This window comes from Mesorhizobium sp. RIZ17, from assembly GCF_051127865.1.
In the GTDB taxonomy this organism is placed as follows: Bacteria; Pseudomonadota; Alphaproteobacteria; order Rhizobiales; family Rhizobiaceae; genus Mesorhizobium; species Mesorhizobium humile.
In genome coordinates this window covers 512,927-537,775 of record NZ_CP147861.1, presented here as the reverse complement: position 1 = coordinate 537,775, position 24,849 = coordinate 512,927, and the positions used below count along the sequence as shown (strand labels likewise).

Sequence of the window (24,849 nt, the reverse complement as noted above, 5' to 3'; positions counted from 1 at the left end):
TGGAGGTGCGAAAATTCAGTCGAGATTGAGATGGGGGGTCACCAGAGCGAGCCACATGGCTTCCACATCGTCCTCGATGAGGTCGAATGTCCTGCGATCCCTCTTCAGCCCGACAAGCCGGCAGACATGGCCGACTTCCATCATCAGCACGCCGAGCCGGCTGGCGATCTTGGCTTCGAGAGCCGGATTCACATGCTGCAGCCACGCGGCGTAGAGGGCGATGATCTCCTTGTCATATTCGTCCTGGATCGGCCTCAGGTCGGCATTGCCGGATATGGCCTCGATCACCGGCATCAACGTGGCGTTGTCGAGATAGAGCCTGGACGTGTCGATGAAGAGCTTGCGCACCTCGCGCCGAAACTCGTCACGGTTGGTTGGCCGTGGGACGTCGATGCGCTTCTGGATGACCTTGGGAAAAGACGACAGCCAGCGCCGGGCCAGATCCAGAAGAATGGCCTCCTTGTTGGGAAAGTACTGATAAACCGAACCGACCGACAGGCCCGCGCGCTGCGCGATGGCGAGTGTCGTTGGCGTTCTGGTTCCTTGCTCGCGCGTCAGGATCAGCGCCGCGTCGAGAATCCTGTCGACCACCTTGCTTGACCGTTGCTGCCGCGGCTGCTTGCGCGGTTCGAGCGCTATCTTGGTCTTGCGGTCGAGACTGCGCTTCACTGTTCGTTGCCCCCGTTCCCCGCCCGGCCTCACCATCGGCGCGCGGTGCAGTCCACTATACATTCCAAATTCCGGCTGTTGACAAACGCGAATAAACAGTCGCATTCTTTATCCACGCTGTCTTCCACGATAACAAGGGGAATTTCGAAGACGGCGCATCGGCATCGACTTTTGTCCCATGGCGTCGCCCCCGGTGGAGCGGCTGCCCGTTGGACGTGGCGTTGCCGGTCCCTCAGCAAAATGTGGAGTCGCGATGTCGGTTGCGGATGGTGGTGCGGATCTGGTGGTCGTCAACGGCCGAGTGCTGACCATGGATGATGACAATCCCACCGCCGAGGCTGTTGCCGTCAAGGACGGCGTCATCATTGCCATCGGCAGCCGCGCTTCCATCGAAGAACTCAAGAGACCGGCGACAAAGGTCGTCGACGCCCATGGTGGATCCGTCCTGCCGGGCTTCATCGAAGCGCATATGCATCTGTTCGGCGGCGCGGCCGAGCTCGACAACCTGCATCTGGCGGGCGTGCACGGCTTCGACGCGCTGCGCGACGCGATCCAGGATTTCGCGGCCAGGCGCCCGGACGTCAGGCTCCTGATCGGCGCCGGCGTCGACTACGCGATCCTGCCGGAGCCGGTGACGCGACACGATCTCGACCGTATCATTCCCGACCGGGCCTTCGCCATGTCGGCTTCGGACCACCACACGATGTGGGCGAACACCAAGGCGCTGGAAGAGGCCGGGCTGCTCAATGGCAGAGAGGTCGGACAGGGCAACGAGATCGTCATGGGCGCCGACGGGCTTGCCGCCGGCGAGCTGCGCGAGGGCGAGGCCTTCGGTCCGCTGCTCGACCATTTCGGCGCAAACCGCACGCGGCTCGGCCTCGAGGGCGCCGAGCCGGATCCCTATCCTTCGGCGGAGGAACTGGCCGCCGATCGCGACCTGATGCATCGCGGCCTGCAATGGTGCGCCAAGCACGGCATCACCTCGATCCAGAACATGGACGGCAATCTCTACCAGCTCGAGCTGCTGGCCGGGCTGGAAGAAGAGGGGCGGCTTCTCTGCCGCACCAAAATCCCGTTCCACTTCAAGAACTTCATGAAGCTGGACATGCTGGAAAAAGCCTCGCGGATGGCCGCGACCTACAATTCCGAATGGCTGACGTCCGGCATGGTCAAGGTCTTCTATGACGGGGTGCTGGATTCCTGGACGGCGGTGATGGTCGACGACTATGCCGACCGGCCCGGATGGCGCGGCGAGCCGCTGTTTTCGCCGGAGCATTTCGCCGAAGTGGCGGTCGAAGCCGACAGGCGCGGCCTGCAGATCGCCGTGCATTCGATCGGCGATGGCGCCGTGCGGGCGGTGCTCGACGGCTACGAAGCGGCGCAGAAGAAAAACGGCAGGCGCGACAGCCGGCACCGCGTCGAGCACATCGAGGTGACAACGGCCTCCGACGTGCCGCGCTTCGCCGAACTCGGCGTGCTCGCCTCGATGCAGCCGGCGCATCCGCCGGGCGCGCTGAACTTCCCGATGGAGCCGACGATCTCGCGCATCGGCCGTGACAAGTGGGCGCTGAGCTATGCCTGGCGCACGTTGAAAAACGCCGGCGCGCGCGTGGTGTTCGCGTCCGACTGGCCGGTTTCGCCGATCGATCCGATCCTGTCCATCCAGGCGGCAGTCATGCGCAAACCTTGGGCAGAAGGCATGCCGGACCAGAGCTTTTCGTTGCAGGAAGCAATCGAGGGCTACACGGTCGAGGGCGCCTACGCGGAGTTCATGGAAGATCGCAAGGGTCGCCTGAAGACCGGGTATCTGGGCGATATCGTCGTTTTGTCGGCTGACATCGAGGCGACCGCGCCGGAAGCGCTGCACACCGTGCGCCCGGTGACCACCATCTGCGGGGGGAAGATCACTTACCAAGCCTAACGATGGCATAGGAATTGCTTAATTGAATAGGGGCTCGGATCGAGTCACTGCTCCGCAGTTGCCAAGCCGACCAGCTTGTGGTGACAATCAAACAGGAACACACCTGCCGACAAGAGCAGGCTCTCTCAATGGGGTAATCGTGCCGGAACAACCGGGTAAGAACGCGATCGAAGTTCGCGGTGTTCGCAAGGTCTTTGGTGCCGGCGAAAATCAGGTAGCCGCTCTCGACACGGTGTCGGTGTCGATCCGAGAAAACGAGTTTTTCACTTTGCTCGGCCCGTCCGGATGCGGAAAGACGACGCTGCTGAGATTGATTGCCGGCTTCGATTTCCCGACCGGCGGAGAGATATTGCTGCACGGCCAGGACATCGCGCCGCTGCCGCCCTTCAAACGTCCGGTCAACACCGTCTTCCAGAGCTACGCGCTCTTCCCGCACATGACGGTGGCGCAGAACATCGGTTTCGGACTGGAAATGCTCGGCAAGCCGAAAGCCGAGATCGAGGCGCGCGTCGCCCAGATGCTGAAGCTGGTCAAGATGGAGGCGCTGAAGGCGCGCAGCACCAGTCAGATCTCGGGCGGCCAGCAGCAGCGCGTGGCGCTGGCCCGCGCGCTGGCGCCGCAGCCGAAGGTGCTTTTGCTCGACGAGCCTTTGTCGGCGCTGGACTACAAGCTGCGCAAGGAAATGCAGATCGAATTGAAGCGGCTGCAGAACGAAACCGGCATCACCTTCATCTTCGTCACCCATGACCAGGAAGAAGCGCTGACCATGTCCGACCGCATCGCGGTCATGTCGGCCGGCAAGATCCTACAGGTCGGCACGCCGCGCGACATCTACGACCGGCCGGCCGAACGTTTCGTCGCCGACTTCATCGGCGAGACCAACTTCCTCCCGGGCACGGTGGTGTCGAAGCAGGCAGGCGTGGCGAGGGTCAAGTTCGCCAGCAATGCGACGATCGCCGCCGGCTATCCGGAAGGCTTCGAACCGACCGGCGAGGTGACGCTCGTGGTGCGTCCCGAGCATGCCGACCTGGTGCCAGACCCGGCCAAAGGCACGATTGCCGGAACGCTCGCCAATATCGTCTATTTCGGCACTGACACACACTATCATGTGAAGCTGGATGGCGGCGGCGAGAACTTCATCGTGCGCCATCAGAACAGCCGCTCGTCGCCGGTGACCTACGCGACCGGCGCGAAGGTCGGCATCCAGTTCGAGGAGGACGCCGCCCGCGTCCTGAAAGACTGATGACGACAGCCGCGCTCTCCCCGACCACGATCTCCAAGGCCGCGCTGTTCGAAGTCCAGGCGGTGAAGACCAGCGCGCGACGCAACAGGCTGCTGTCGCTGCCGGCGCTCATCATCATCGGCATCTTCGGCGTGCTGCCGCTCATCATCATCTGCGTCTATTCTTTCCTCGTCGCCGCGCCCTATGGCGGCGTGCAATGGCACTTCTCGACCGACGCCTATCTGAATTTCCTGTTCCAGCGCGACATCTTCGACGACACGCTGCAGTTCACGCCGGACTTCCTGATCATCTATCTGCGCTCGTTCCTGTTCGCGGTGGTGACGACGATCATCTGCCTGCTGCTCGGTTTCCCGACCGCCTATTTCATGGCCACCCGGCCGCCGGCGCAACGCAACTGGTGGGTGCTCCTTATCACCATCCCGTTCTGGTCGAACCTTCTGGTGCGCACGCTGGCGATCATGTTCATCATCCGCGACGAAGGCCTGATCAACGACGCGCTGATCGGCTTGGGTGTGATCGATAAGCCGATCACCATGCTCTACACCAACTTCGCCATCCAACTCGGCCTGCTCTACGCCTTCCTGCCGTTCATGGTGCTGCCGCTCTATTCGAGCCTGGAGAAACTCGACTTCCGGCTGGTCGAAGCCGCGTATGATCTTTACGCGACGCGCCGGCAGGTGCTGTGGCGGGTGATCATCCCGATGTCCAAGCCCGGCATCATCGCCGGCTGCCTGCTCGTCTTCATCCCGGCGCTCGGCGCCTATGTGACACCGCTGATCCTTGGCGGTGGCGTCCACCTGATGATCGGCGATCTCATCGCGCAGCAGTTCGGCTCGGGCCGCAACTGGCCGCTCGGCTGCGCGCAAGCGCTGATCCTGATGGCGGCGGTGCTGGTGGCGCTGTTCTTCTATGTCCGCAACACGTCGGGCAAGGTGCAGCATGGCTGAGCCCCGCATCATGGACATCAAGGACCAGCCGGGCTTCCGTTCGATCGCCATCATCTGCCTTTTGGTGCTCTATGTGCCGGTGCTGATCCTGATGATCTTCTCGCTGAACAGCGGATCGCTGGTCACACATTGGGAAGGCGTCACGCTCAACTGGTACGGCAGCGCGTTCCTCAACGAGGAATTCCATGCCGCGGCACGCAACACGCTGATCATCTCGGTGACCGCGACGATCGTCTCGACCATCTGCGCGACGCTTGCAGCGATCGGCATGACACGCGTGAAGCCGTGGCGCGGGCTTGCGGCGGCTTTCATGGTGATCAACCTGCCGCTGATGGTGCCCGAGATCATCACGGCAGTGGCGACGCTTTCCTTCTTCGCGCTGATCGCCGGCGCGTTCGGGCTGAATTTCGGCATCGGCAACCTTATCCTCGCCCACACCGTGTTCTGCATCCCCTTCGCCTATATGCCGATCCGGGCGCGGCTGGAGGATATGGATCTGACGCTCGAATATGCGGCGGCGGACCTTTACGCGACGCCGTGGAATGCCTTCAGGCGCATCACGCTGCCGCTGCTGGTTCCCGGCATCATGTCGGGTGGGGCACTCGCCTTCATTGTTTCCTTCGACGATTTCACCATCACGCAGCTGGTCGCCGGCCCTGGCCAGACGACGCTGCCCCTCTACATCTGGAACCAGATCCGGCGCCCGATGACGCCGGAGATCAACGCCATCTCCACCATCCTGCTCATGGTGTCGATCCTGTTCGTCTCGATCTCGTTCCTGATCGCGCGGCGACGCGCCAAATGAGCTCCAAACACAACAATGGGAAGGCAAGGAGAACATAAATGTCTGGAAAACTGATGGCGGCCGTTTCCGCGGCCGTGCTTTTATGGGCAGTGCCGGCGCTCGCCGACGGCGAACTGCATATCTACAACTGGGGCGATTACACCAACCCGAAGCTGATCGATAAGTTCCAGAAGCAGTACAACATCAAGGTGACGCTGGACGACTACGATTCCAACGAAACCATGCTGTCCAAGGTGCGCGCCGGCAATTCCGGCTACGACATCGTCGTGCCGTCGGACTACACCGTGAAGATCATGGTCGAAGAGGGCCTGCTCGAAAAGACCGAGCCCAACGCGATGCCGAACGGCAAGAACATCGATCCGCGCTTCGTGGACGTTTATTGGGACAAGGGCCGCCACTACACCGCGCCCTGGCAGTTCGGCACGACGGCGTTCTCGGTCAACACCGACAAGTTCAAGGGCGACATCAACAGTTATGCCATCCTGTTCAATCCGCCGGATGAGCTCAAGGGCCAGATCAACGTGCTCGACGACGTCAACAGCGTCCTGCATGCGGCCGAGCGTTATGCCGGTGTGCCGCGCTGCGGCGCCGACAAGGCCAATCTGAAGAAGGTCAACGACATACTGATGGCCGCCAAGCCATCGTGGAAGACCTTCAGCTACGACACCATCACCAAGATCACCTCCGGCGACGTCATCGTGTCGGAGCAGTGGAACGGCGCCAGCTATCGCTCGCGCCAGAAGATACCGGCGATCAAATATGCCTATCCGAAGGAAGGCATCGAAGGCTGGATGGACAATGTCGCGGTGCTGAAGGGCGCCAAGAACCTCGACAACGCCAAGCTGTTCCAGGACTTCGTCATGGCGCCCGAGAACGCGGCGCTGATCTCGGAGTTCGCCGGCTATGACAATGGCATCGCCGGCAGCCACAAATTCCTGGCCCCGGAATTCGCCAACTCGCCGGAAATCAGCCCTCCGGCCGGCTCGCCGACGCCGGAATTCGTGCCGCCGTGCCCGCCGGACGTGGTGGAGATCTACAACAAGATCTGGACCAACCTGCGCAAGTAGTTTCGCAGGCAGGCATGACAGGAGGGGAGGCTCCGGCCTCCCCTTCGTGTGACTGTTTCTGTGCATGTCGTTTCCCAAAACCGCCGCGCACTTTTGGGCGACATGCATTAGGGAGGATCTGATGACATCGTACCGCAACTCCGATCCGCGGCCGCCGATCATGCAGGGCTCGCCACCCAGCCTTGTGCCGCCGAAGCTCGATTGGGACCGGCCGCCGTGGAACCGCTGGGCCTTCCAGCACATGCGCGAATTCCTGCCGACGGTCGAAGTCTGGCGCGGTAACGGCCATCGCCATCGCCTGGAGCGCAACGAGGTTGACCTCGATGGCTTGGCTGTCGTGGACAGCAATGGAGCACCGACGACGCTCGCCGGCTTGCTCGACGAAACCTATGCCGACGGCTTCCTGGTGCTGAAGGACGGCAGGATAGCCTATGAGCGCTATTTCAACGGCATGGATGAGCGCACACTGCACCTGTCGCAGTCGATGGCGAAATCGATCACCGGATCGGTGTGCGGCATCCTGGTCGGGCGCGGCCTGATCGATCCGGGCAAGCTGGTCACCGACTATCTGCCGGAGCTCGGCGAGACCGGCTGGGCCGGCGCCACCGTGCAGCATGTGCTCGACATGACGACGGGCGTGCGCTTCTCCGAGGAATATACCGATCGCTATTCGGAGATCGGACAGGTCGATGTCGCGACTGGCTGGAAGCCAGTCCCGCCGGGCAGCGATCCGGATTTTGCGTGGCCGTCGCACCTGTTCGAGCTGATCCTGCGGCTGAAGGACCGAGTGCGCCCGCATGGCGCGGCGTTCGAATACCGCTCGATCGAGACCGACGTGCTCGCCTTCGTCATGGAACGGGTGAGCGGCAAGCGCCTGGCGCAGCTCGTCTCCGAAGAGCTCTGGCAAAAGCTCGGCGCTGACGAAAGCGCCTGCTTTACAGTAGACAGCGCCGGCTACGCGCTGGCCGATGGCGGCTTCAACGCGACGCTGCGCGACTATGGCCGCTTCGGACAACTGATACTCGACAATGGCGGCGGCGTGGTCCCGGCCGACTGGATCGAGGCGACGCGCAGCGGCAAGCACGGGCCGAATTTCAGCCCGAGCCTTCCGGACGGCAGCTATCGCAACCAGTTCTGGATCGAGGATTCGCGTTCACGGTCGCTGATGTGCCGCGGCGTATTCGGCCAATTGATCCATATGAGCTGGGAAAACAGGATGGTCGTGGTGAAGCTTTCGACCTATCCGGATTTCCTCAACGCCGCCTATTCGGTGGCGACGCAGAAGGCGGTGCATGCCATCGCCGCCGCGCTGGGCTGAAGCCGCAAGCAGAATCCGGGAGAGTATCATGAGCGGCAAGACCGCGTTCGAGGCTCAATATGGTTTTGCCCGCAAGGATGTGCGGCTCGAAACCTGGCGGCTGGCGCCGTTCAACCGATGGTCCTTCCAGAATGTCGGCGAGTTGGTGCCGAGCGCGCATGTCGCGGCGGCGCCCGGCGGCGAGGAGCAGGCGAAGTCGCTCGGCGCTTTGCTCGAGGAGAAGGTCTCGCTCGCCGGCGGTAGCGAAACCGTCGAGAGCTTCCTGAAGCGTTCCGACACCGATGGGCTGACGATCCTGAAGGCGGGCAAGCTGGTTGGCGACTGGTTGGCGCCGCATATGCCGTTTGGAGCCCGCCACATCATCTTTTCGATCAGCAAGTCGGTGACGGCGATCCTCGCAGGCATATTGGAGGGCGAAGGGGTGTTCGACCCCGGCGCGCCGGTGACGCAATACATTCCCGAAGGCAAGAGCTCGGCCTATGGCGATGCGAGCGTGCGCAACGTGCTCGACATGACGGTCAGCCTCGATTTCGAGGAAGCCTATCTCGATCCGGAGAGCGCGTTCGCCCGCTACCGCCGCTCGACGCTGTGGAACCCCGGCGGCGGATCGGAGAGCCTCACGGCATTCCTGATGACCATCCAGCGCCTTGCCGAGCCGCATGGCCAGACCTATCGCTACCGTTCGCCCAATTCCGATATGCTCGGCATCCTGGTCGAGCGTGCCTCGGGCAAGCGCGTCAGCCAATTGCTCAGCGAAAAACTGTGGCAGCCGCTCGGTGCCGCAAGCGAAATGTCGGTGACGGTCGACATGGAAGGCACGGCGCGCACCGCCGGCGGCATGTCGATGACGCCGCGCGATCTTGCCCGCATCGGCGAGATGATGCGGCAGGGCGGCACGGCGAATGGCCGCCGCATCGTCCCGGAAGCCTGGGTGCGCGACACGGTCGCCACCGGCGGCAGCCATGAAGCCTGGCAGCGGGGCACCATGGCGTTCCTGTTCCCGAAGGGGCGCTACCGCAACAAATGGTACCAGACCGGCCATGACAGCGGCGCCTTTTGCGGCATCGGCATCCACGGCCAGTGGCTCTACGTCAATGCGAAGGCGGAAGTGGTCGTCGCCAAGATGTCGTCGCAGCCGGAGCCGGTGGATGAGAAGCTGGATGACGATGTTGTGGCGTTCCTGGATGCGCTGAGCGGCATGGTCTGAGCCGACCCGAGATTGGTTCCAAGGGCTGTTTTCTGTGGACCTTCGGCGCCTGATGAAACCGGCGCGGTTGGCGTAACGGTTCTCCGGGCCTATGGTCGCCGCTCTTTTCGACAGGGATCGGCATGGCATCGGACATCAAGCGCATCGCAGCAATCATCGCGGCCGAGATCGGCGCGCGGCCGGAGCAGGCCGCGGCGGCAATCGGGCTGCTCGACGAGGGCGCGACAGTCCCGTTCGTGGCGCGTTACCGCAAGGAAGTCACCGGCGGGCTCGACGACACGCAGTTGCGCGACCTTGCCGAGCGATTGGCCTATTTGCGGGAGCTCGATGCGCGCCGCGACACGATTCTTGGCTCGATCCGTGAACAGGGCAAGCTGACAGAGGAGCTGGAGGCGAAGATCGCCGCCGCAAGCACCAAGGCCGAGCTCGAGGATATCTATCTCCCTTACAAGCCGAAACGCCGCACCAAGGCCGAGATCGCCAGGGAGCGCGGGCTTGGACCTCTGGCCGAGGCGATCCTTGCCGATCGTTCCGCCGTACCTGCCGAACTGGCACTCGCCTACATCACCGAAGAGGTGGCCGACGCCAAGGCGGCGCTTGAAGGCGCGCGCGACATCCTGTCGGAGCAGTTCGCCGAAAATGCCGATCTGGTCGGCAAGCTGCGCGCCTATATGAAGGAACGCGCCTTCCTGCGTGCAAAAGTCGTCGATGGCAAGCAGGAGGCCGGCGCAAAGTTCTCCGACTATTTCGACCATGTCGAGCGCTGGGCGGGCGTGCCCAGCCACCGCGCCTTGGCCATGCTGCGCGGCCGCAACGAAGAGGTTCTGTCCCTGGACATCGAAGTCGATGCCGGTGACGCCTCACCCGTAAAACCGGTCGAGCGCATGATCGCCAATGCGTATGCGATCGGCGGCACGCTGCCGGGCGACAAATGGCTGATGGACGTGGCCGGCTGGACCTGGCGGATAAAGCTGTCGCTGCATCTTACGCTCGATCTGATGCGCGACCTGCGCGAACGGGCCGAGGAAGAGGCGATCCATGTCTTTGCCCGCAACCTCAAGGACCTGCTGTTGGCCGCGCCCGCCGGTTCGCGGCCGACGATGGGGCTCGACCCCGGCATCCGCACCGGCGTCAAGGTGGCGGTGGTCGATGGCACCGGCAAGCTGGTGGCGACCACGACCGTCTATCCGTTCCCGCCCAGGAACGACGTGCGCGGCACGCAGGCCGAACTTGCCGCCCTGATCCGCCAGCACAAGGTCGAGCTGATCTCGATCGGCAACGGCACCGGCAGCCGCGAAACCGAGAAGCTGGTTGCCGACATGCTGTCGGATATGCCGGCAGGCGCGGGGCCGAAGCCGCTCAAGGTCATCGTCAGCGAAGCCGGCGCTTCCGTGTATTCCGCCTCGGCTACGGCAGCGGCGGAATTCCCGGGCCTGGATGTTTCGCTGCGCGGCGCGGTGTCGATCGCCCGGCGTCTGCAGGATCCGTTGGCCGAGCTGGTCAAGATCGAGCCGAAGTCGATCGGCGTCGGCCAGTACCAGCATGATGTGGACCAGTACCGGCTTGGCCGCTCCTTGGAGGCGGTGGTCGAGGACGCGGTGAACGCGGTCGGCGTCGACCTCAACACGGCCTCGGCGCCGCTTTTGGCGCGCGTGTCGGGGTTGGGGCCGTCGCTCGCCGAGGCGATCGTCGCGCATCGCGACACGACCGGGCCGTTTGCCAACCGCAGGGACCTACTCAAGGTGGCGCGGCTCGGGCCGCGCGCCTTCGAGCAAAGCGCCGGCTTCCTGCGCATCCCGAACGGCGCGGAGCCGCTCGATGCGTCATCGGTGCATCCGGAAGCCTATGGGGTAGCCAAGAAGATCGTCGCCGCTTGCGGAAGGGATGTCCGTGCGCTGATGGGCGACGGCGCCGCGCTCAAGGCGCTCGACCCGCGCGTCTTCGTCGACGAGCGCTTCGGCCTGCCGACGGTGCGCGACATCATCGCGGAGCTGGAAAAGCCCGGACGCGACCCGCGCCCCGGTTTCAAGACGGCGACCTTTGCCGAGGGCGTCGACGACATCAAGGACCTGAAACCCGGCATGCTGCTCGAAGGCACCGTCACCAATGTCGCGGCCTTCGGCGCCTTCGTCGACATCGGCGTGCACCAGGACGGGCTGGTGCATGTCTCGCAACTGGCCGACCGTTTCATCAAGGACGCGCATGAGGTGGTGAAGGCCGGCGACGTGGTGAAAGTGCGGGTCGTCGATGTCGACATCAAGCGCAAGCGCATCGGGTTGTCGATGCGCAAGGACGGCGGTGAGGGTGGACCGCCTCGTGGCGGCCAGCGCGACCCCGGCGGCGGCAAGCCGGCACCGCGTTCGCCGGCACCACAGCGCCAGCCGGAAAAGCCTTCGCAGGGCGCATTCGGCGCCGCGCTCGCCGAGGCGATGAAGCGGAAATAGCCTCGAATGGTTCCTTGCAATCGGTAGAGCGTTATCTACCATCCGTGCCTGGAGGGACGCGCGATATGGCAAGCTTCGAGGAAGTGAGTGTCCACGAGTTGGGGCGTCTTAGGGACGAGGGCATGGCGAGTGGCAGTTCGGTCGACGGAAATCAGGCTTTCGCCCGGATCAAGAGCAAGCTCGATGCGAAAGTTGCCGAAACGCGAGTCGCAATGACGCGACGCTTACAGCCGAAAACAGAGGCGATGAAGCGCAAGTAGCTTACCAGGCCAGGACAGCCGGCTCCTTGCCGATCTGACCCAGCAGCCAGTCGCGAAAACTGGCGACCGGTGGGTGGCCACGCTTGTCGTGCGGCACGACCAGATAATAGGCGCTGCGGCTTTGCATCGGCGTGCCCGGCGCCGGCACCAGCTGGCGGCGCTGCAATTCGCCGGCAATCAGGATTTCCGGCAGCAGCGCGACGCCGAGCCCCGCCATGCAGGCCTGCGCGACCGTGCCGAACTGCTCGAACTGCATGCCGGGTCCGGTCGGCGCCTCCAGCCCCTGATGCTCGAACCATTCGCTCCAAGCGCCGGGGCGTGTCGCCATGTGCAGCAGCGGCAGGCGGCTGATATCGGCCGGCGTGGCGATGGCGCGGTTGGCGAGGAATTCGGGTGAAGCCACGGGCATCACGGTTTCGCGCATCAGAAGCGTGCAGTCTGCGTCCGGCCAGTCGGGCATGCCGTGATGGATGGCGGCGTCCAGCCTCTCGCGGGCAAAGTCGAAGCGGCCGATGCGGGTGGCGAAGTTGATGGTGATGTCGGGATGGCGGGCGACGAAATCCGGGATCAGCGGCATCAGCCAGCGTGTGCCGAAGGTCGGCAGAATGGCAAGGTTGAGAACGCCGCTATGCCGATTGCTCATCAATCCGAGCGCGGCATCGCGCAACTGGCCGAGTGCCGAGCGAACCGCCTCGGCATAGATCTCGCCTGCCGTCGACAGCCGGACATTGCGGCTGTCGCGTTCGAAGAGCCGACGCCCGAACTGCTCCTCGAGAAGGCCGATCTGCCGGCTGATGGCGCCTTGTGTCAGATCGAGTTCGCGGGCGGCTGCCGTGAAGGAGCCGAGGCGCGCCACCGCCTCGAAGGCGGCGAGCGCGGCGGTGTTCGGCAAAAGACGGCGCTGGACGTTCATGACCTATTACTAACGCTCATTGATGCGTGATGCAATTTTGTTTGATTTTTCGCCGGCGCAGGCGGATAAGCCGGGCAATCCAAGATTTTTACCGGGAGCGAGGCCATGGCCGCCGAGAAGAACGCCTTCGTCTGGAACGATCCTTTCCTCATCGAGGACCAGCTTTCCGAGGACGAGCGCATGGTGCGCGACGGCGCCGCCGCCTTCGCCGCCGACAAGCTGGCGCCGCGCATCGAGGAAGCCTATGCCGACGAGAAGACCGATCCGTCGATCTTCCGCGAGATGGGCGAGGCGGGCCTGCTCGGCATCACCATTCCGGAAGAATATGGCGGGCTCGGCGCCGGCTACGTGACCTACGGCCTGGTCGCGCGGGAAGTTGAACGCATCGACTCGGGCTACCGCTCGATGATGAGCGTGCAGTCCTCGCTGGTCATGTATCCGATCCATGCCTATGGCTCGGAAGCGCAGCGCAAGAAATACCTGCCGAAGCTCGCCTCGGGCGAATGGATCGGCTGCTTCGGCCTCACCGAGCCGGATGCCGGCTCCGATCCGGGCGGCATGAAGACGCGCGCGGAGAAGACCGCGAACGGCTACAAGCTCTCCGGCTCCAAGATGTGGATCTCGAACGCGCCGATCGCCGACGTCTTCGTCGTCTGGGCGAAGCTGAAGGGCGACAACGGCAAGGATGAGATCCGCGGCTTCGTGCTGGAAAAGGGCATGAAGGGGCTGTCGGCGCCGAAGATCGGCGGCAAGTTGTCGCTGCGGGCGTCGATTACCGGTGAAGTGGTGATGGAAGGCGTCGAGGTTGGCGAAGACGCGTTGCTGCCAAACGCCAGGGGCCTCGGCGGTCCGTTCGGCTGCCTCAACCGCGCGCGCTACGGCATTTCCTGGGGCGCGATGGGCGCCGCCGAGGATTGCTGGCACCGGGCGCGGCAATATGGCCTCGACAGAAAACAGTTCGGCAAGCCGCTTGCCGGCACGCAGCTATTCCAGAAGAAACTCGCCGACATGCAGACCGAGATCGCGCTCGGCCTGCAGGGCTCGTTGCGCGTCGGCCGGCTGATGGACGAAGGCAAGATGGCGCCTGAGATGATCTCGATCGTCAAGCGCAACAATTGCGGCAAGGCGCTCGACATCGCCCGCCAGGCCCGCGACATGCATGGCGGCAACGGCATCCAGATCGGCTACCATGTGATGCGCCACGCGCAGAACCTGGAGACGGTCAACACCTATGAAGGCACGCATGACGTGCATGCGCTGATCCTGGGACGGGCGCAGACCGGTATCCAGGCGTTCTTCTAAGCCGGCAACGCTGCATAAATTAGGTGCAGCGCAACATCTCTGCTTGGAGAATGGCCAGCATTTATGTCAGGGTTCGGCGACTGAAACGCCGAACTCCGGGGCCCCATGGCAATTCTGGCAGCCGTTCATCACCTGACCCATTACAAATATGACCGGCCGGTGGTGCTCGGTCCTCAGGTGATCAGGCTGCAGCCGGCGCCGCATTCGCGCACCAAGGTGCTCAGCCACTCGCTCAAGGTCGAGCCGGCAAACCACTTCGTCAATCTGCAGCAGGATCCCTACGGCAACTTCCTCGCCCGCTTCGTCTTTCCGGAGCCGGTGAGTGAATTGAAGATCGAGGTCGACCTCGTCGCCGACATGACGGTCTACAATCCGTTCGACTTCTTCGTCGAGCCTACGGCCGAGACGTTTCCGTTCGACTATCCCGAAGAGATCAGGGACGACCTTGCCATCTACCGCACGCCGGAACCGGCCGGTCCGCTGTTGTCGGCTTTCCTGGCGACAATCGACCGCAGCCCAAGGAATACCGTCGATTTCCTGGTCGACCTCAATGCCCGCCTCCAGCGCGAGATCGCCTATATCGTGCGCATGGAGACCGGCGTCTTCTCGCCGGAAGAGACGCTCGCCGCGGCCAAGGGCTCGTGCCGGGATTCCAGCTGGCTGCTGGTGCAGATCCTCAGAAATCTCGGCATCGCCGCGCGCTTCGTCTCCGGCTACCTGATCCAGCTCAAGCCCGATCTGGTGGCGCTCGACGGACCGCCTGGAACCACCGTCGACTTCACCGACCTGCACGCCTGGTGCGAGGTCTATCTTCCGGGCGCCGGCTGGATCGGCTTCGACCCGACCTCCGGCCTGCTGACCGGCGAAAGCCATGTGCCGCTCGCCGCGACGCCGCATTTCCGCAATGCCGCACCGATCTCCGGCATGGCAAGCTTCGCCAATGTCGATTTCGGCTTCGACATGCGGGTCGATCGGATCGCCGAGCATCCGCGCATCACCAAGCCGTTCTCCGACGAAAGCTGGGAGGCGCTCGATCAACTGGGCGAAAAAGTCGACGCGGCGCTGGGAGAGGGCGATGTGCGGCTCACCATGGGCGGCGAGCCGACCTTCGTGTCGATCGACGATTTCGAATCCGCCGAATGGAACACGGCGGCCGTCGGCCCGACCAAGCGCGACAAGGCCGACCAGCTCATCCGGCGGCTGCGCGAGCGCTTCGCGCCGGGCGGCTTCCTGCATTACGGCCAGGGCAAGTGGTACCCGGGCGAGAGCCTGCCGCGCTGGACCTTCTCGCTCTACTGGCGCACAGACGGCGAGCCGGTCTGGCGCGATCCTTCGCTGATCGCACGGGAGACGGGCAAAGCGGATATCGGGCCGGTGCAAGCCGAAAGCCTGCTCAAGGCAATCGCCGACGGGCTTGGTATCGAACAATCGATGGTCAGCGAGGCCTATGAGGATCCCGGCGAGTGGCTGCTCAAGGAAGGCAAGCTGCCGGACAATGTCGACCCGTCCAATTCGAAGCTGGAAGATCCGGAAGAACGCAGCCGCATGGCCCGCGTCTTCGCGCGCGGCCTGACCAAGCCGTCTGGCTATGTGCTGCCGGTGCAGCGCTGGAACAGCCAGGCCGCCGGACAGCGCTGGCGCTCGGAGAAATGGAAGACGCGGCGCGGCCGCCTGTTCCTGGTGCCGGGCGACTCGCCGGTCGGCTACCGACTGCCGCTCGGCACGCTGCCCTATGTGCCGCCGGCGCAATTCCCTTATATCGTACCGGTCGATCCGTCGGTGCCGCGCGGTCCGCTGCCGGCGCGGGAGACGATTTTGCCCATGGCGGCCCCAGCCGAACTTGAAGGCGCCGACGAAATGGCGCGCCGCCAGCAAGCGGTATCGTTCACGGCGGCGACTGGACAGCAGGACCGGGTCGAGCAGGAGATCACCGAGATCGGCGGCGCGGTGCGCACTGCGCTCAGCGTCGAGCCGCGCGACGGCCGGCTCTGCGTGTTCATGCCGCCGGTCGAGGCGCTGGAAGATTATCTCGAACTGGTGGCGGCGGCGGAGAATGCCGCGAAGGCCATCGGCGTGCCGGTGCATATCGAGGGCTATGGTCCGCCGCACGATCCGCGCCTCAACGTCATCCGCGTCGCGCCGGATCCCGGCGTCATCGAGGTGAACATCCACCCGGCCGCCAACTGGCAGGAATGCGTCGCCACCACCACGGCGATCTATGAGGAAGCAAGGCAATCGCGGCTCGGCACCGACAAGTTCATGATCGACGGCCGCCATACCGGCACCGGCGGCGGCAATCATGTCGTGGTCGGCGGCGCGACGCCCAATGATAGCCCGTTCCTGCGCCGGCCGGACTTGTTGAAGAGCCTGGTGCTGCAATGGCAGCGGCATCCGTCGCTGTCCTACCTGTTTTCGGGGCTGTTCATCGGTCCGACCAGCCAGGCGCCGCGCTTCGACGAAGCGCGGCACGATTCACTTTACGAGCTGGAGATCGCGCTGGCGCAGGTGCCGCATCCGGACAAGGGGGCGGCACCTTTGCCCTGGCTGGTCGACCGGCTGTTCCGCAATCTCCTCACCGACGTGACCGGCAACACGCACCGTTCGGAAATCTGCATCGACAAATTGTTCTCGCCGGATGGCCCGACCGGGCGGCTCGGTCTGGTCGAGTTCCGCGGTTTCGAGATGCCGCCCAATGCGCGCATGTCGCTCGCTCAGCAGTTGCTGGTGCGCGCGATCATCGCCCGGGCCTGGAAGAACCCGCTGGATGGCCGTTTCGCGCGCTGGGGCACGTCGCTGCATGACCGCTTCATGCTGCCGCATTATGTATGGGCGGATTTCCTCGACGTGCTGGGGGACCTGAAGCTGAACGGCTTCGACTTCCGCCCCGAATGGTTCGCGGCCCAGCTCGAATTCCGCTTCCCGTTCTGCGGCGAGGTGCAGCATGGCGGCGTCAAGCTGGAACTGAGGCAAGCGCTGGAGCCCTGGCATGTGATGGGCGAACAAGGTGCGATCGGCGGCACGGTCCGCTTCGTCGATTCTTCCGTCGAGCGGTTGCAGGTACGGACCGAAGGCCTCAATGCGGAGCGCCACGCCATCGTCTGCAACGGCCGCATCGTGCCGATGAAAGTCACCGACAACCGCGAGGTCGCGGTGGCCGGCGTTCGTTTCAAGGCCTGGCAGCCGGCGTCGGGCCTGCATCCGGCCCTGCCGGTCAACACGCCGCTGGTCTTCGACATCTATGACCGCTGGTCGGGCCGCTCCGTCGGCGGCTGCGTCTACCATGTCGCGCATCCGGGCGGCCGCAATTACGACACCTTCCCGGTCAACGGCAACGAGGCCGAGGCGCGACGGCTTGCCCGGTTCGAACCGCGCGGCCACACGCCGGGCGGCTATGTGCTGCGTGACGAAGAAGCTTCTGAAGAGTTCCCCATGACCCTTGACCTCAGGCGGCCGGCGAGACTCTGATCGACAATGGCCAAGGGGAATCAGAGACGGGCAGGCGGCGGGCCGCGGGCGCAGAGCCTGCTGGAACGCTATCGGCCGATCGAAGGCGTCGTCGACGAGATGGTCGACGCCGCGGGCAGCCCGCGTCCGGCCTGGCGCTTCTTCATCGACGCGCTCGACGATCTGGGAGCGGAGCGGCTCGGGCAGCGGTTCGCGCGCGCCGACCAGTATCTGCGCGATGCCGGCGTCTACTACCGCGTCTACGAACAGGCCGGGGCCAATGAGCGGGAGTGGCCGCTCGCGCATGTCCCCCTGTTGATCGACGAGAAGGAATGGGCCGACATCAGCGCCGGCCTCGTCCAGCGCGCCGACCTGTTCGAGGCGATCCTGGCCGACATCTATGGGCCGAACCGGCTGGTCGAGAAGGGGATATTGCCGGCCGCGTTGATCGCGGCGAGCCCCGAATATCTGCGTCCCGTCGCCGGCGTCCGGCCGGCCAGCGGGCATTTCCTGCATATGGTCGCCTTCGAGCTCGGCCGTGGCCCCGACGGGCGCTGGTGGGTGTTGGGCGATCGCGCCCAGGCGCCGTCAGGCGCGGGCTTCGCGCTGGAGAACCGCGTCGCCACCACGCGCGCGCTGTCGGACATCTATGGCGAGATGCATGTGCATCGGCTCGCCGGCTTCTTCCGCCGTTTCCGCGACGCGCTGAACGGCATGGCGAGGGAATCGGGCGGCCGGGTCGCCATCCTGACGCCGGGACCGCTCAACGAAACCTATTACGAGCACGCCTATATCGCCCGCTATCTCGGCATCATGCTGCTCGAGGGCGAGGACCTGACTGTATCCGGCGGCAGGCTGGTGGTGCGCACCGTTTCGGGTTTGCTGCCGATCGGCGTCCTGTGGCGGCGGCTCGACGCCGCCTTCGCCGATCCGCTGGAGCTCCGGCCGGACTCGCAGATCGGCACGCCGGGCTTGGTCGAGGCGATCCGGCGCGGCTCCGTTTCGGCCGTCAATGCGCTGGGTTCCGGCTTGCTGGAGACGCGGGCCTTGCTGTCGTTCCTGCCCAGGATCGCGCAGGAACTGCAAGGTGACGACCTCAAGCTGCCGAGCATCGCCACCTGGTGGTGCGGGCAGGAGGCCGAGCGCGCCCATGTGCTGGCCAATATCGATCGCATGGTGGTCGGCCCGGCGCTGTCGACCCGGCTTGCCTTCGAGGACGATGGCGCGACCCGGCTCGGCTCGTCCCTTTCGGCCGGCGAGCGGGCCGAGCTCGTCGCGCGGATCGAGACTGGCGGCGCCGATTTCGTTGGCCAGGAAGCAGTGACGTTGTCGACCACGCCGGTGTTCGTCGGCGGCCTGCTGGAGCCACGGCCCGCCAGCCTGCGCGTCTATCTGGCGCGCACGCCGGAAGGCTGGACGGTGATGCCCGGCGGCTTCGCCCGCGTCGGCTTTTCGCTCGACCCGACGGCGATCGCCATGCAGCGCGGCGGCCAGGCGGCGGATGTCTGGGTGGTCAGCGACAGGCCGGTCGAGCGCGAGACATTGCTGCCGCAGGAACATGACGGCTTCACCCGCACCATGCCGGGCAGCCTGCCCAGCCGCGCGGCCGAGAACCTGACCTGGCTCGGGCGCTATATCGAGCGTTCCGAAGACACGGTGCGCGTGCTGCGCGCCTATCACGTGCGGCTTGCCGAGACGTCCGATCCGGACATGCCGCTGCTCGCCGATATCAGGGACTATCTGGAGCCGTACGGCATCGAGGTCGAAACGGCGATACCGCCGGGGTTGATCGGGACTTTGGACAGCGCGGTCTACAGCGCCGGCCAGATTCGCGACCGTTTCTCTCCCGATGGCTGGCTGGCGCTGAAGGATCTGTCGAAGACCATCCACAAATTCGCGGAGACGGTCGCGCCCGGAGACGACGCGACGCGGGCCATGACGGTGATGCTGCGCAAGCTCGCGGGCTTTTCCGGCCTGCTGCATGAGAACATGTACCGCTTCACGGGCTGGCGCTTCCTGGAGATCGGCCGACGCCTGGAGCGCGGCATCCAGATCGCCGGTACGCTCAGCCGGCTGACGCGGAATGGGGCGCCTGAAGGCGCGCTCGACATGATGCTGGAGATCGGCGACAGCGTCATGACCCATCGCCGGCAATATCCGGTGCAGGCCGGGCGGCGCACGGTGATCGACCTGCTGGCGCTCGATCCGCTCAACCCGCGTTCGGTCCTGTTCCAGCTCGAGCGGCTGAAGGCCGAGATCGGCATGCTGCCTTCGATCGGCGGCGAGGGGCATATGTCGCCCGCCGCCAAGGAAATCCTGCAGCTCAACACGGCAATCGCCGTCATGGAGCCGTCGGATATGAGCGCCAAGGTGCTCGACGACTTCGCCGGCCAGATCGGCGATCTCTACAACAGCCTCTCCAGAGCCTATTTCGGTTAGGGCATTTCCAGCGAAAAGGATCGCCTCCAATGCTCTATCTCTTTGTTTTTGCGCAATTCCGGACGCAAGGCTACGGCGGAGCCGCCGAGCCTAACCGCTACGCACTTTTGCTGGAATTGCTCTAATGCTCTACGACATCAAACTCCATTTGCATTACGACTATGCGTCCGCGGCCGGCGGCGGACGGCACCAGGTGCGCGTCATGCCGCAGACGATCGCCGGCGTGCAGCGCGTGATCGCCGCCTCGCTATCCTTCCAGCCGCCGCCGGCCGAGCGTGCCGATTTTTCCGATTTCTTCGGCAACAACGTCACATCGATCGCCTTTCGCGACGCGCATGAGACGCTCGACATCCGAATGAGCGCGCGCGTCTCTGTCTCGCGGCCCGAGCCGGGTCTCGATGTCTCGCCCGATATAAACGGGCTGAGGTCGGAGCTCGATCTGGTGCGGTCGCTCTCGCCGTCCGCGCCGCATCATTTCCTCGCCGCCAGCGATCATGTCGGCATCGACGCGGCGATCACGGCCTATGCGCGGGACAGTTTATCGGGATCAACCGTCGCCACGGCGGTCGATCTGTGCAATCGCATCCATCGCGATTTCACCTATGACGGCAAGGCGACGACCGTGCAGACCCGGGCCAGCGACGCGTTTGCCCTGAAACGCGGCGTCTGCCAGGACTTCTCGCATATCATGATCGCTGGCCTGCGCGGGCTTGGCATCCCGGCCGGCTATGTCAGCGGCTTCCTGCGCACGATCCCGCCCAAGGGCAAGCCTCGGCTCGAAGGCGCGGACGCCATGCATGCGTGGGTCATGGCCTGGTGCGGACGCGATGCCGGCTGGCAGGAGTTCGACCCGACCAACGGCATGCGGGCGAGCAACGATCATATCACGGTCGGATACGGCCGGGACTATTCCGACGTGGCACCGATCGTCGGCGTGCTGAAGACGACCGGTGGTCAGGTCGGCGAGCAGGCGGTCGACGTCATTCCGGTCGCCGTGGAAAAGGTGTGATGGCAGTCCCGATTGCCGACAAGCGCTTCTCAAGCGCGGATGCGGCCGGTATCGTGGGCGTTGGGATTGACGGGGGATCGGCGAGCGCTTGCGGATCGCGTAGCGGGCGCGGAGAGAGATTTGGAAGCGGTAAGCGTCATCATTCCGGCACATGATGCGGCTCGGACGATCGCCCGAACGCTCGCTTCGCTGGCGTCGGAAAAGGAAGTTATCGGCGAGGTGCTGCTGGTCGACGATTCGTCGTCCGACGCCACCGCGACTGTCGCCTCGGATGCGGCCTTGCGCTGCGGTTTGCCCTTGCGCATCATAAAGTCGAGCTGCCGCGACGCCGGCGGTTCCAGGAATCTGGCGCTGGAGCAGGCCGGCTTTCCCTGGATCTATTTGATCGATGCCGACGACCTCCATCTCGAAGGCGGCCTGCGCGCCTTGCTGGCCAAGGCGAGCGCGCAACCGGGGCCCGACATGGTGGTCGGCGCCTACCGCCGCCATGTCAAGGGCGAGGAGCGGTCGACCAAGCTGCCGGGCGGCTACGTGGCAAGCGGACCGGCCAACGCCTGCGCCTATCTCGAAGGGCGGATACGGTCGATCGCGGTCGGCAGCGCGCTGGTGTCGCGGCGGGTTGTCGGCGAAACAAGATTCGCGACCGGCCTTGCCTATGATGAGGACACGCTGTTCTGGACGCGCGTGATGGCTAAAGCCTCGCTTGCCGTCGTCACACGGCCCATCTTCATCTATTTCGTGTCGGTGGAGCGCTCCGACGATCGTTTCACTGTCAGACCTGCCAAGGGTTTTCTCGAATGGCGCCTGGCGCTGCGCCGGCTGCGGTCCTGCGGCATCGCGGAACGATCGCTCAAGACCAGGGAAGGCCTCGTCGCCCTGAAGATCGCGCGCGTTCACTACGCGCGCGGCGATTTCGATATGGCGGCAAGATTCCTCAACGTGGCCGAAGCCGCGCCAAGGGCGGGCGCGGATGTCTGGCGGTGCATGCGCTACAGGTTGAAGATCGCGCTGCGACGCCGGTTCTCGGCGCCAGCCGCCCAACTGCAACGCGCCTGATGGCCGGGAGGCCGGATCTCGCGGTCGTGGTGATAGGTTTCCAGGCACCCGCCGCACTGGTGGCGGCGGTGAGGTCCGTGCTCGACCAGGGTGTCCCGCTCGAGATCGTGGTCGTGAATTCCGGCGGCGGGAACGCCAAGGCGCTTCTTGCCGATGGCGGCATCGATGTGAGGGTCATCGAAGTGAAGGAGCGGTTGTTTGCCGGCGCCGCTCGGAACCGGGGCATCGCAGCCACGCAGGCTCCGTTCATCGCCTTTCTCGCGGATGACTGCCTGGCCTGTCCGCGATGGGCCGAAGTCCGGCTGCTGCGTCATCGGGAAGGCGCCGCGGCTGTGGCGAGCGCCATCCTCAACAGTCATCCGCGCAATCTGGTCGCCTGCGCGGCGCATCTCGTCACCTCCATGCGACGCCTGCCCGGTTTGCCGGCCGAGAAGGCGCAGCGCTACGGCGCATCGTTCGAGCGGACGCTGTTCGATCGATACGGGACGTTCGACGAGCAACTGATATCGGGAGAAGACACCGAATTCATGGCCAGACTGCCGGAGGCTTTGCGGCCGGTCTGGGAACCGAGGGTGCTGACCCTTCATCGCAACGAGACGAGCCTGTTCGGGTTGCTTGCGGACCAGTATCGCCGCGGGCGTCGCTATGGCGCCTATCTAGGGTCAGTCGAAGCCGGAAAACCCGTGCGCCCGTTCCGGAAAGTGTTCCGCGACCGGCGTAATATCGGCAAGCTGGTCAAGGAGGGGCTGTCCGGCAGGGACCGGACTTTCGCCAGGCTGTCGCTGCCGATCGTGTGGATGGCATTGTTCGCCAAATCGCTTGGGGCGTCGGTCGGGGCCCGGCATGTCGGCACGCCGAAGGGCCGGCAATGATTACCGTCGAGATGAAGCCGCAGCACCGGCGGCGCGGCCGATGGCCTTGGTCGCGGCGCAAGATCGTCGCCGTCTTCAGCTATCGCTACGATCAGCATCTCGTGCCCGACCTCATCGCCAACCTCGAGCCTGTCGTCGACGGCTGGATCGCCTATGACGACCGCGCCTCGGAAGGGGTTTTCAGCAGCGAGCCGCAAAGGCGGCGCGCGCTTATCGCCGCGGCCCATGAGGCGGGCGCCGATTGGGTTCTGGCCATGGATCCCGATGAAAGGCTGGAAAATGCCGTCGCCGGCCGGATCGGCCGGTTGACCGGCGGGTCCAGGCGCATCGCCTGGGGATTTCGTTGCCGGGAGATGTATACGCCGGCCAGCTACCGGGTCGACGGCACCTGGGGCCAGAAGATGCAACACAGGCTTTTTTCCGCCTATCATCCTGATCGATATCGATCGCAGGATTTGCATGGCGCCTGGTTTCCCGATGAAATCGACTTCAGGCTCAAGGACAGCGGTCTCAATCTTTATCATCTGAAGATGATCGAGCCGAAACGGCGTTCGGCGCGTCGCGACCTCTACAATCGTCTCGATCCGGATCACCGGCTGCAGCAGATCGGCTACGACTATCTGGCGGACGAGTCGGGAATGGTCCTCGAGGCCGTGCCGGAGGGCCGCGAGTATCTTCCCGCCCATGCCGATGACGGTGGGCTTTGGATGGCTGATCTATCCGCCAACCGGCGGGACTGAAATCTCTTTCGGAACCAGTGATCAGCGCGCGGATTTATCTACGACAATTTCGCGGAGCCGGCATGTTGCAGCATTCACAATTGTCCTCGGACCGTTCGCCGCGGAACGAGGAAACCCGGAGGAACGGTGCGCAAGATTCAGCCGAGCACGCGTCGCTCAGCTACGTCAGCGACGCCGATCCCGGCGTTCGACGATTGCGAAAAGGCAAGGGATTCTCCTATGCCGGTCCGAACGGGCGGGCAGTGAGCGCTAGGACTCTTGCCCGCATCAAGACGATCGTCATTCCGCCGGCCTGGACCGATGTGTGGATCTCGCCCGACCCGGACGGCCATATCCAGGCGACAGGCCGGGATCAGCGCGGCCGTAAACAGTACCGGTATCACCCGCAATGGATCGAGGAACGCGACGGCGTCAAATATTCAAGCCTCGTCGCCTTCGCCGAAAGCCTGCCTGCTCTCAGGCGGCAGATCGATGCGGATCTGCGCCGGCACGGGCTGCCTCTGGAACGTGTCGTCGCCTCGGTGGTCTGGTTGCTCGACAACACGATGATCCGGATCGGCAATGCGGCCTACGCACGCGACAACAAGAGCTTCGGCCTGACCACGCTGCGCGACCGCCATGTCGAGATCACCGGCTCCAGCCTGCGCTTCGCCTTCAAGGGCAAGTCGGGTAAGGAATGGAAGCTGAAGCTGGTCGATCGGCGCATCGCCAAGGTCGTGCGCGGCGCCCAGGATCTGCCTGGCCAGAAGCTGTTCCAATATCTGGGTGAAGATGGCGCCCGGCGGCCGGTGCGCTCGGAGGACGTCAACCGCTATATTCGCGAGGCTTCCGGCGCCGAATTCAGCTCAAAGCATTTCCGCACCTGGGGCGGCACGATCCATGCGGCGTCGCTGTTTGCGAAGACCGAGCTGCCGGAGAGCAAAACCCAGCAAAAACGGGTGATCAACAGTGTCGTCGACAAAGTCGCCGAGCGGTTGGGCAACACGCGGGCGGTCTGCCGCAAATGCTACATCCATCCGATGGTGTTCGAGTCGTGGAGCAAAGGGCGCCTGCTTGACGAAATGGCCGAGGCCAACAAGCGCAAACGCCTGATATCCGGCCTCGACGAGGAAGAATCGCTGGTGCTCGGATGGCTGCAGGCGCGCGGCGCCTGACAGGCAGGCGTGGAGACCGCCAAGTCCGTGATCCCTAGA

19 protein-coding genes are annotated in these 24,849 nt (G+C 64.5%); 17 read left to right on the top strand and 2 right to left on the bottom strand.

Features of this window, described 5'->3' with window-relative positions; all coding sequences use genetic code 11:
• Positions 1 to 15: 15 nt before the first annotated feature.
• Positions 16 to 669, bottom strand: coding sequence for a TetR/AcrR family transcriptional regulator (locus WDX12_RS02635; protein WP_320293208.1), 654 nt, complete (start codon positions 667 to 669; stop codon positions 16 to 18).
• Between the two features lie 253 nt (positions 670 to 922).
• On the opposite strand from WDX12_RS02635, the gene WDX12_RS02630 reads away from it, so the two are divergent.
• The 9 genes from WDX12_RS02630 (at position 923) to WDX12_RS02590 (ending at position 11,881) form a co-directional block, all read left to right on the top strand.
• A complete protein-coding gene (locus WDX12_RS02630) occupies positions 923 to 2,590 on the top strand; it encodes an amidohydrolase (RefSeq protein ID WP_434723830.1) in 1,668 nt (555 codons plus the stop codon).
• Positions 2,591 to 2,729: 139 nt separating this feature from the next.
• Entirely contained in the window at positions 2,730 to 3,833 is a 1,104-nt protein-coding gene (locus WDX12_RS02625; RefSeq protein WP_434723829.1) for an ABC transporter ATP-binding protein, read from the top strand.
• The gene (locus WDX12_RS02620) at positions 3,833 to 4,780 is read left to right on the top strand and encodes an ABC transporter permease (protein WP_434723828.1); all 948 of its coding nucleotides are present in this window, start codon (positions 3,833 to 3,835) and stop codon (positions 4,778 to 4,780) included. The genes WDX12_RS02625 and WDX12_RS02620 overlap by 1 nt, the downstream gene beginning before the upstream one ends.
• Positions 4,773 to 5,585 (top strand): ABC transporter permease, encoded by an 813-nt coding sequence (locus WDX12_RS02615; protein ID WP_320293212.1) that lies wholly within the window; start codon positions 4,773 to 4,775, stop codon positions 5,583 to 5,585. The genes WDX12_RS02620 and WDX12_RS02615 overlap by 8 nt, the downstream gene beginning before the upstream one ends.
• A gap of 38 nt (positions 5,586 to 5,623) precedes the next feature.
• Positions 5,624 to 6,652 (top strand): extracellular solute-binding protein, encoded by a 1,029-nt coding sequence (locus WDX12_RS02610; RefSeq protein WP_434723827.1) that lies wholly within the window; start codon positions 5,624 to 5,626, stop codon positions 6,650 to 6,652.
• A gap of 121 nt (positions 6,653 to 6,773) precedes the next feature.
• Positions 6,774 to 7,970, top strand: a complete 1,197-nt coding sequence (locus tag WDX12_RS02605) for a serine hydrolase domain-containing protein (protein ID WP_434723826.1) — start codon at positions 6,774 to 6,776, stop codon at positions 7,968 to 7,970.
• 28 nt (positions 7,971 to 7,998) lie between these two features.
• Positions 7,999 to 9,177, top strand: coding sequence for a serine hydrolase domain-containing protein (locus WDX12_RS02600; protein WP_434723825.1), 1,179 nt, complete (start codon positions 7,999 to 8,001; stop codon positions 9,175 to 9,177).
• A 122-nt stretch (positions 9,178 to 9,299) separates the two neighbouring features.
• On the top strand, positions 9,300 to 11,621 hold the full coding sequence (locus tag WDX12_RS02595; RefSeq protein WP_434723824.1) for a Tex family protein: 2,322 nt from the start codon (positions 9,300 to 9,302) through the stop codon (positions 11,619 to 11,621).
• Positions 11,622 to 11,686: 65 nt separating this feature from the next.
• Complete coding sequence (locus tag WDX12_RS02590) at positions 11,687 to 11,881, top strand: hypothetical protein (RefSeq protein WP_434723823.1); 195 nt, start codon at positions 11,687 to 11,689, stop codon at positions 11,879 to 11,881.
• Position 11,882: 1 nt separating this feature from the next.
• On the opposite strand, the gene WDX12_RS02585 is transcribed toward WDX12_RS02590, so the two are convergent.
• On the bottom strand, positions 11,883 to 12,794 hold the full coding sequence (locus tag WDX12_RS02585) for a LysR family transcriptional regulator (RefSeq protein WP_320293218.1): 912 nt from the start codon (positions 12,792 to 12,794) through the stop codon (positions 11,883 to 11,885).
• A 105-nt stretch (positions 12,795 to 12,899) separates the two neighbouring features.
• On the opposite strand from WDX12_RS02585, the gene WDX12_RS02580 reads away from it, so the two are divergent.
• The 8 genes from WDX12_RS02580 (at position 12,900) to WDX12_RS02545 (ending at position 24,810) form a co-directional block, all read left to right on the top strand.
• The gene (locus WDX12_RS02580) at positions 12,900 to 14,096 is read left to right on the top strand and encodes an acyl-CoA dehydrogenase (RefSeq protein WP_434723822.1); all 1,197 of its coding nucleotides are present in this window, start codon (positions 12,900 to 12,902) and stop codon (positions 14,094 to 14,096) included.
• A 105-nt stretch (positions 14,097 to 14,201) separates the two neighbouring features.
• Positions 14,202 to 17,561, top strand: coding sequence for a DUF2126 domain-containing protein (locus WDX12_RS02575; protein ID WP_434723821.1), 3,360 nt, complete (start codon positions 14,202 to 14,204; stop codon positions 17,559 to 17,561).
• A gap of 6 nt (positions 17,562 to 17,567) precedes the next feature.
• Positions 17,568 to 19,979: a circularly permuted type 2 ATP-grasp protein gene (locus WDX12_RS02570; RefSeq protein WP_434723820.1), complete on the top strand. Its 2,412-nt coding sequence runs from the start codon at positions 17,568 to 17,570 to the stop codon at positions 19,977 to 19,979.
• Between the two features lie 124 nt (positions 19,980 to 20,103).
• Positions 20,104 to 20,988, top strand: coding sequence for a transglutaminase family protein (locus tag WDX12_RS02565; protein WP_320293222.1), 885 nt, complete (start codon positions 20,104 to 20,106; stop codon positions 20,986 to 20,988).
• Positions 20,989 to 21,108: 120 nt separating this feature from the next.
• Positions 21,109 to 22,044, top strand: coding sequence for a glycosyltransferase family 2 protein (locus WDX12_RS02560; RefSeq protein WP_434723819.1), 936 nt, complete (start codon positions 21,109 to 21,111; stop codon positions 22,042 to 22,044).
• Positions 22,044 to 22,916 (top strand): glycosyltransferase family 2 protein, encoded by an 873-nt coding sequence (locus WDX12_RS02555; protein ID WP_434723818.1) that lies wholly within the window; start codon positions 22,044 to 22,046, stop codon positions 22,914 to 22,916. Before WDX12_RS02560 ends, WDX12_RS02555 begins: the two co-directional genes overlap by 1 nt.
• A complete protein-coding gene (locus WDX12_RS02550) occupies positions 22,913 to 23,656 on the top strand; it encodes a hypothetical protein (protein ID WP_320293225.1) in 744 nt (247 codons plus the stop codon). Before WDX12_RS02555 ends, WDX12_RS02550 begins: the two co-directional genes overlap by 4 nt.
• Positions 23,657 to 23,718: 62 nt before the next feature.
• The gene (locus WDX12_RS02545) at positions 23,719 to 24,810 is read left to right on the top strand and encodes a DNA topoisomerase IB (protein WP_434723817.1); all 1,092 of its coding nucleotides are present in this window, start codon (positions 23,719 to 23,721) and stop codon (positions 24,808 to 24,810) included.
• Positions 24,811 to 24,849 lie beyond the last annotated feature (39 nt).

Coding starts and splice junctions, on each gene's coding strand:
- WDX12_RS02630 (WP_434723830.1), top strand. CDS start 923: ATGTCGGTTGCGGATGGTGGTGCGGATCTGGTGGTCGTCAACGGCCGA.
- WDX12_RS02620 (WP_434723828.1), top strand. CDS start 3,833: ATGACGACAGCCGCGCTCTCCCCGACCACGATCTCCAAGGCCGCGCTG.
- WDX12_RS02615 (WP_320293212.1), top strand. CDS start 4,773: ATGGCTGAGCCCCGCATCATGGACATCAAGGACCAGCCGGGCTTCCGT.
- WDX12_RS02610 (WP_434723827.1), top strand. CDS start 5,624: ATGTCTGGAAAACTGATGGCGGCCGTTTCCGCGGCCGTGCTTTTATGG.
- WDX12_RS02605 (WP_434723826.1), top strand. CDS start 6,774: ATGACATCGTACCGCAACTCCGATCCGCGGCCGCCGATCATGCAGGGC.
- WDX12_RS02600 (WP_434723825.1), top strand. CDS start 7,999: ATGAGCGGCAAGACCGCGTTCGAGGCTCAATATGGTTTTGCCCGCAAG.
- WDX12_RS02595 (WP_434723824.1), top strand. CDS start 9,300: ATGGCATCGGACATCAAGCGCATCGCAGCAATCATCGCGGCCGAGATC.
- WDX12_RS02590 (WP_434723823.1), top strand. CDS start 11,687: ATGGCAAGCTTCGAGGAAGTGAGTGTCCACGAGTTGGGGCGTCTTAGG.
- WDX12_RS02585 (WP_320293218.1), bottom strand. CDS start 12,794: ATGAACGTCCAGCGCCGTCTTTTGCCGAACACCGCCGCGCTCGCCGCC.
- WDX12_RS02580 (WP_434723822.1), top strand. CDS start 12,900: ATGGCCGCCGAGAAGAACGCCTTCGTCTGGAACGATCCTTTCCTCATC.
- WDX12_RS02575 (WP_434723821.1), top strand. CDS start 14,202: ATGGCAATTCTGGCAGCCGTTCATCACCTGACCCATTACAAATATGAC.
- WDX12_RS02570 (WP_434723820.1), top strand. CDS start 17,568: ATGGCCAAGGGGAATCAGAGACGGGCAGGCGGCGGGCCGCGGGCGCAG.
- WDX12_RS02565 (WP_320293222.1), top strand. CDS start 20,104: ATGCTCTACGACATCAAACTCCATTTGCATTACGACTATGCGTCCGCG.
- WDX12_RS02555 (WP_434723818.1), top strand. CDS start 22,044: ATGGCCGGGAGGCCGGATCTCGCGGTCGTGGTGATAGGTTTCCAGGCA.
- WDX12_RS02550 (WP_320293225.1), top strand. CDS start 22,913: ATGATTACCGTCGAGATGAAGCCGCAGCACCGGCGGCGCGGCCGATGG.
- WDX12_RS02545 (WP_434723817.1), top strand. CDS start 23,719: ATGTTGCAGCATTCACAATTGTCCTCGGACCGTTCGCCGCGGAACGAG.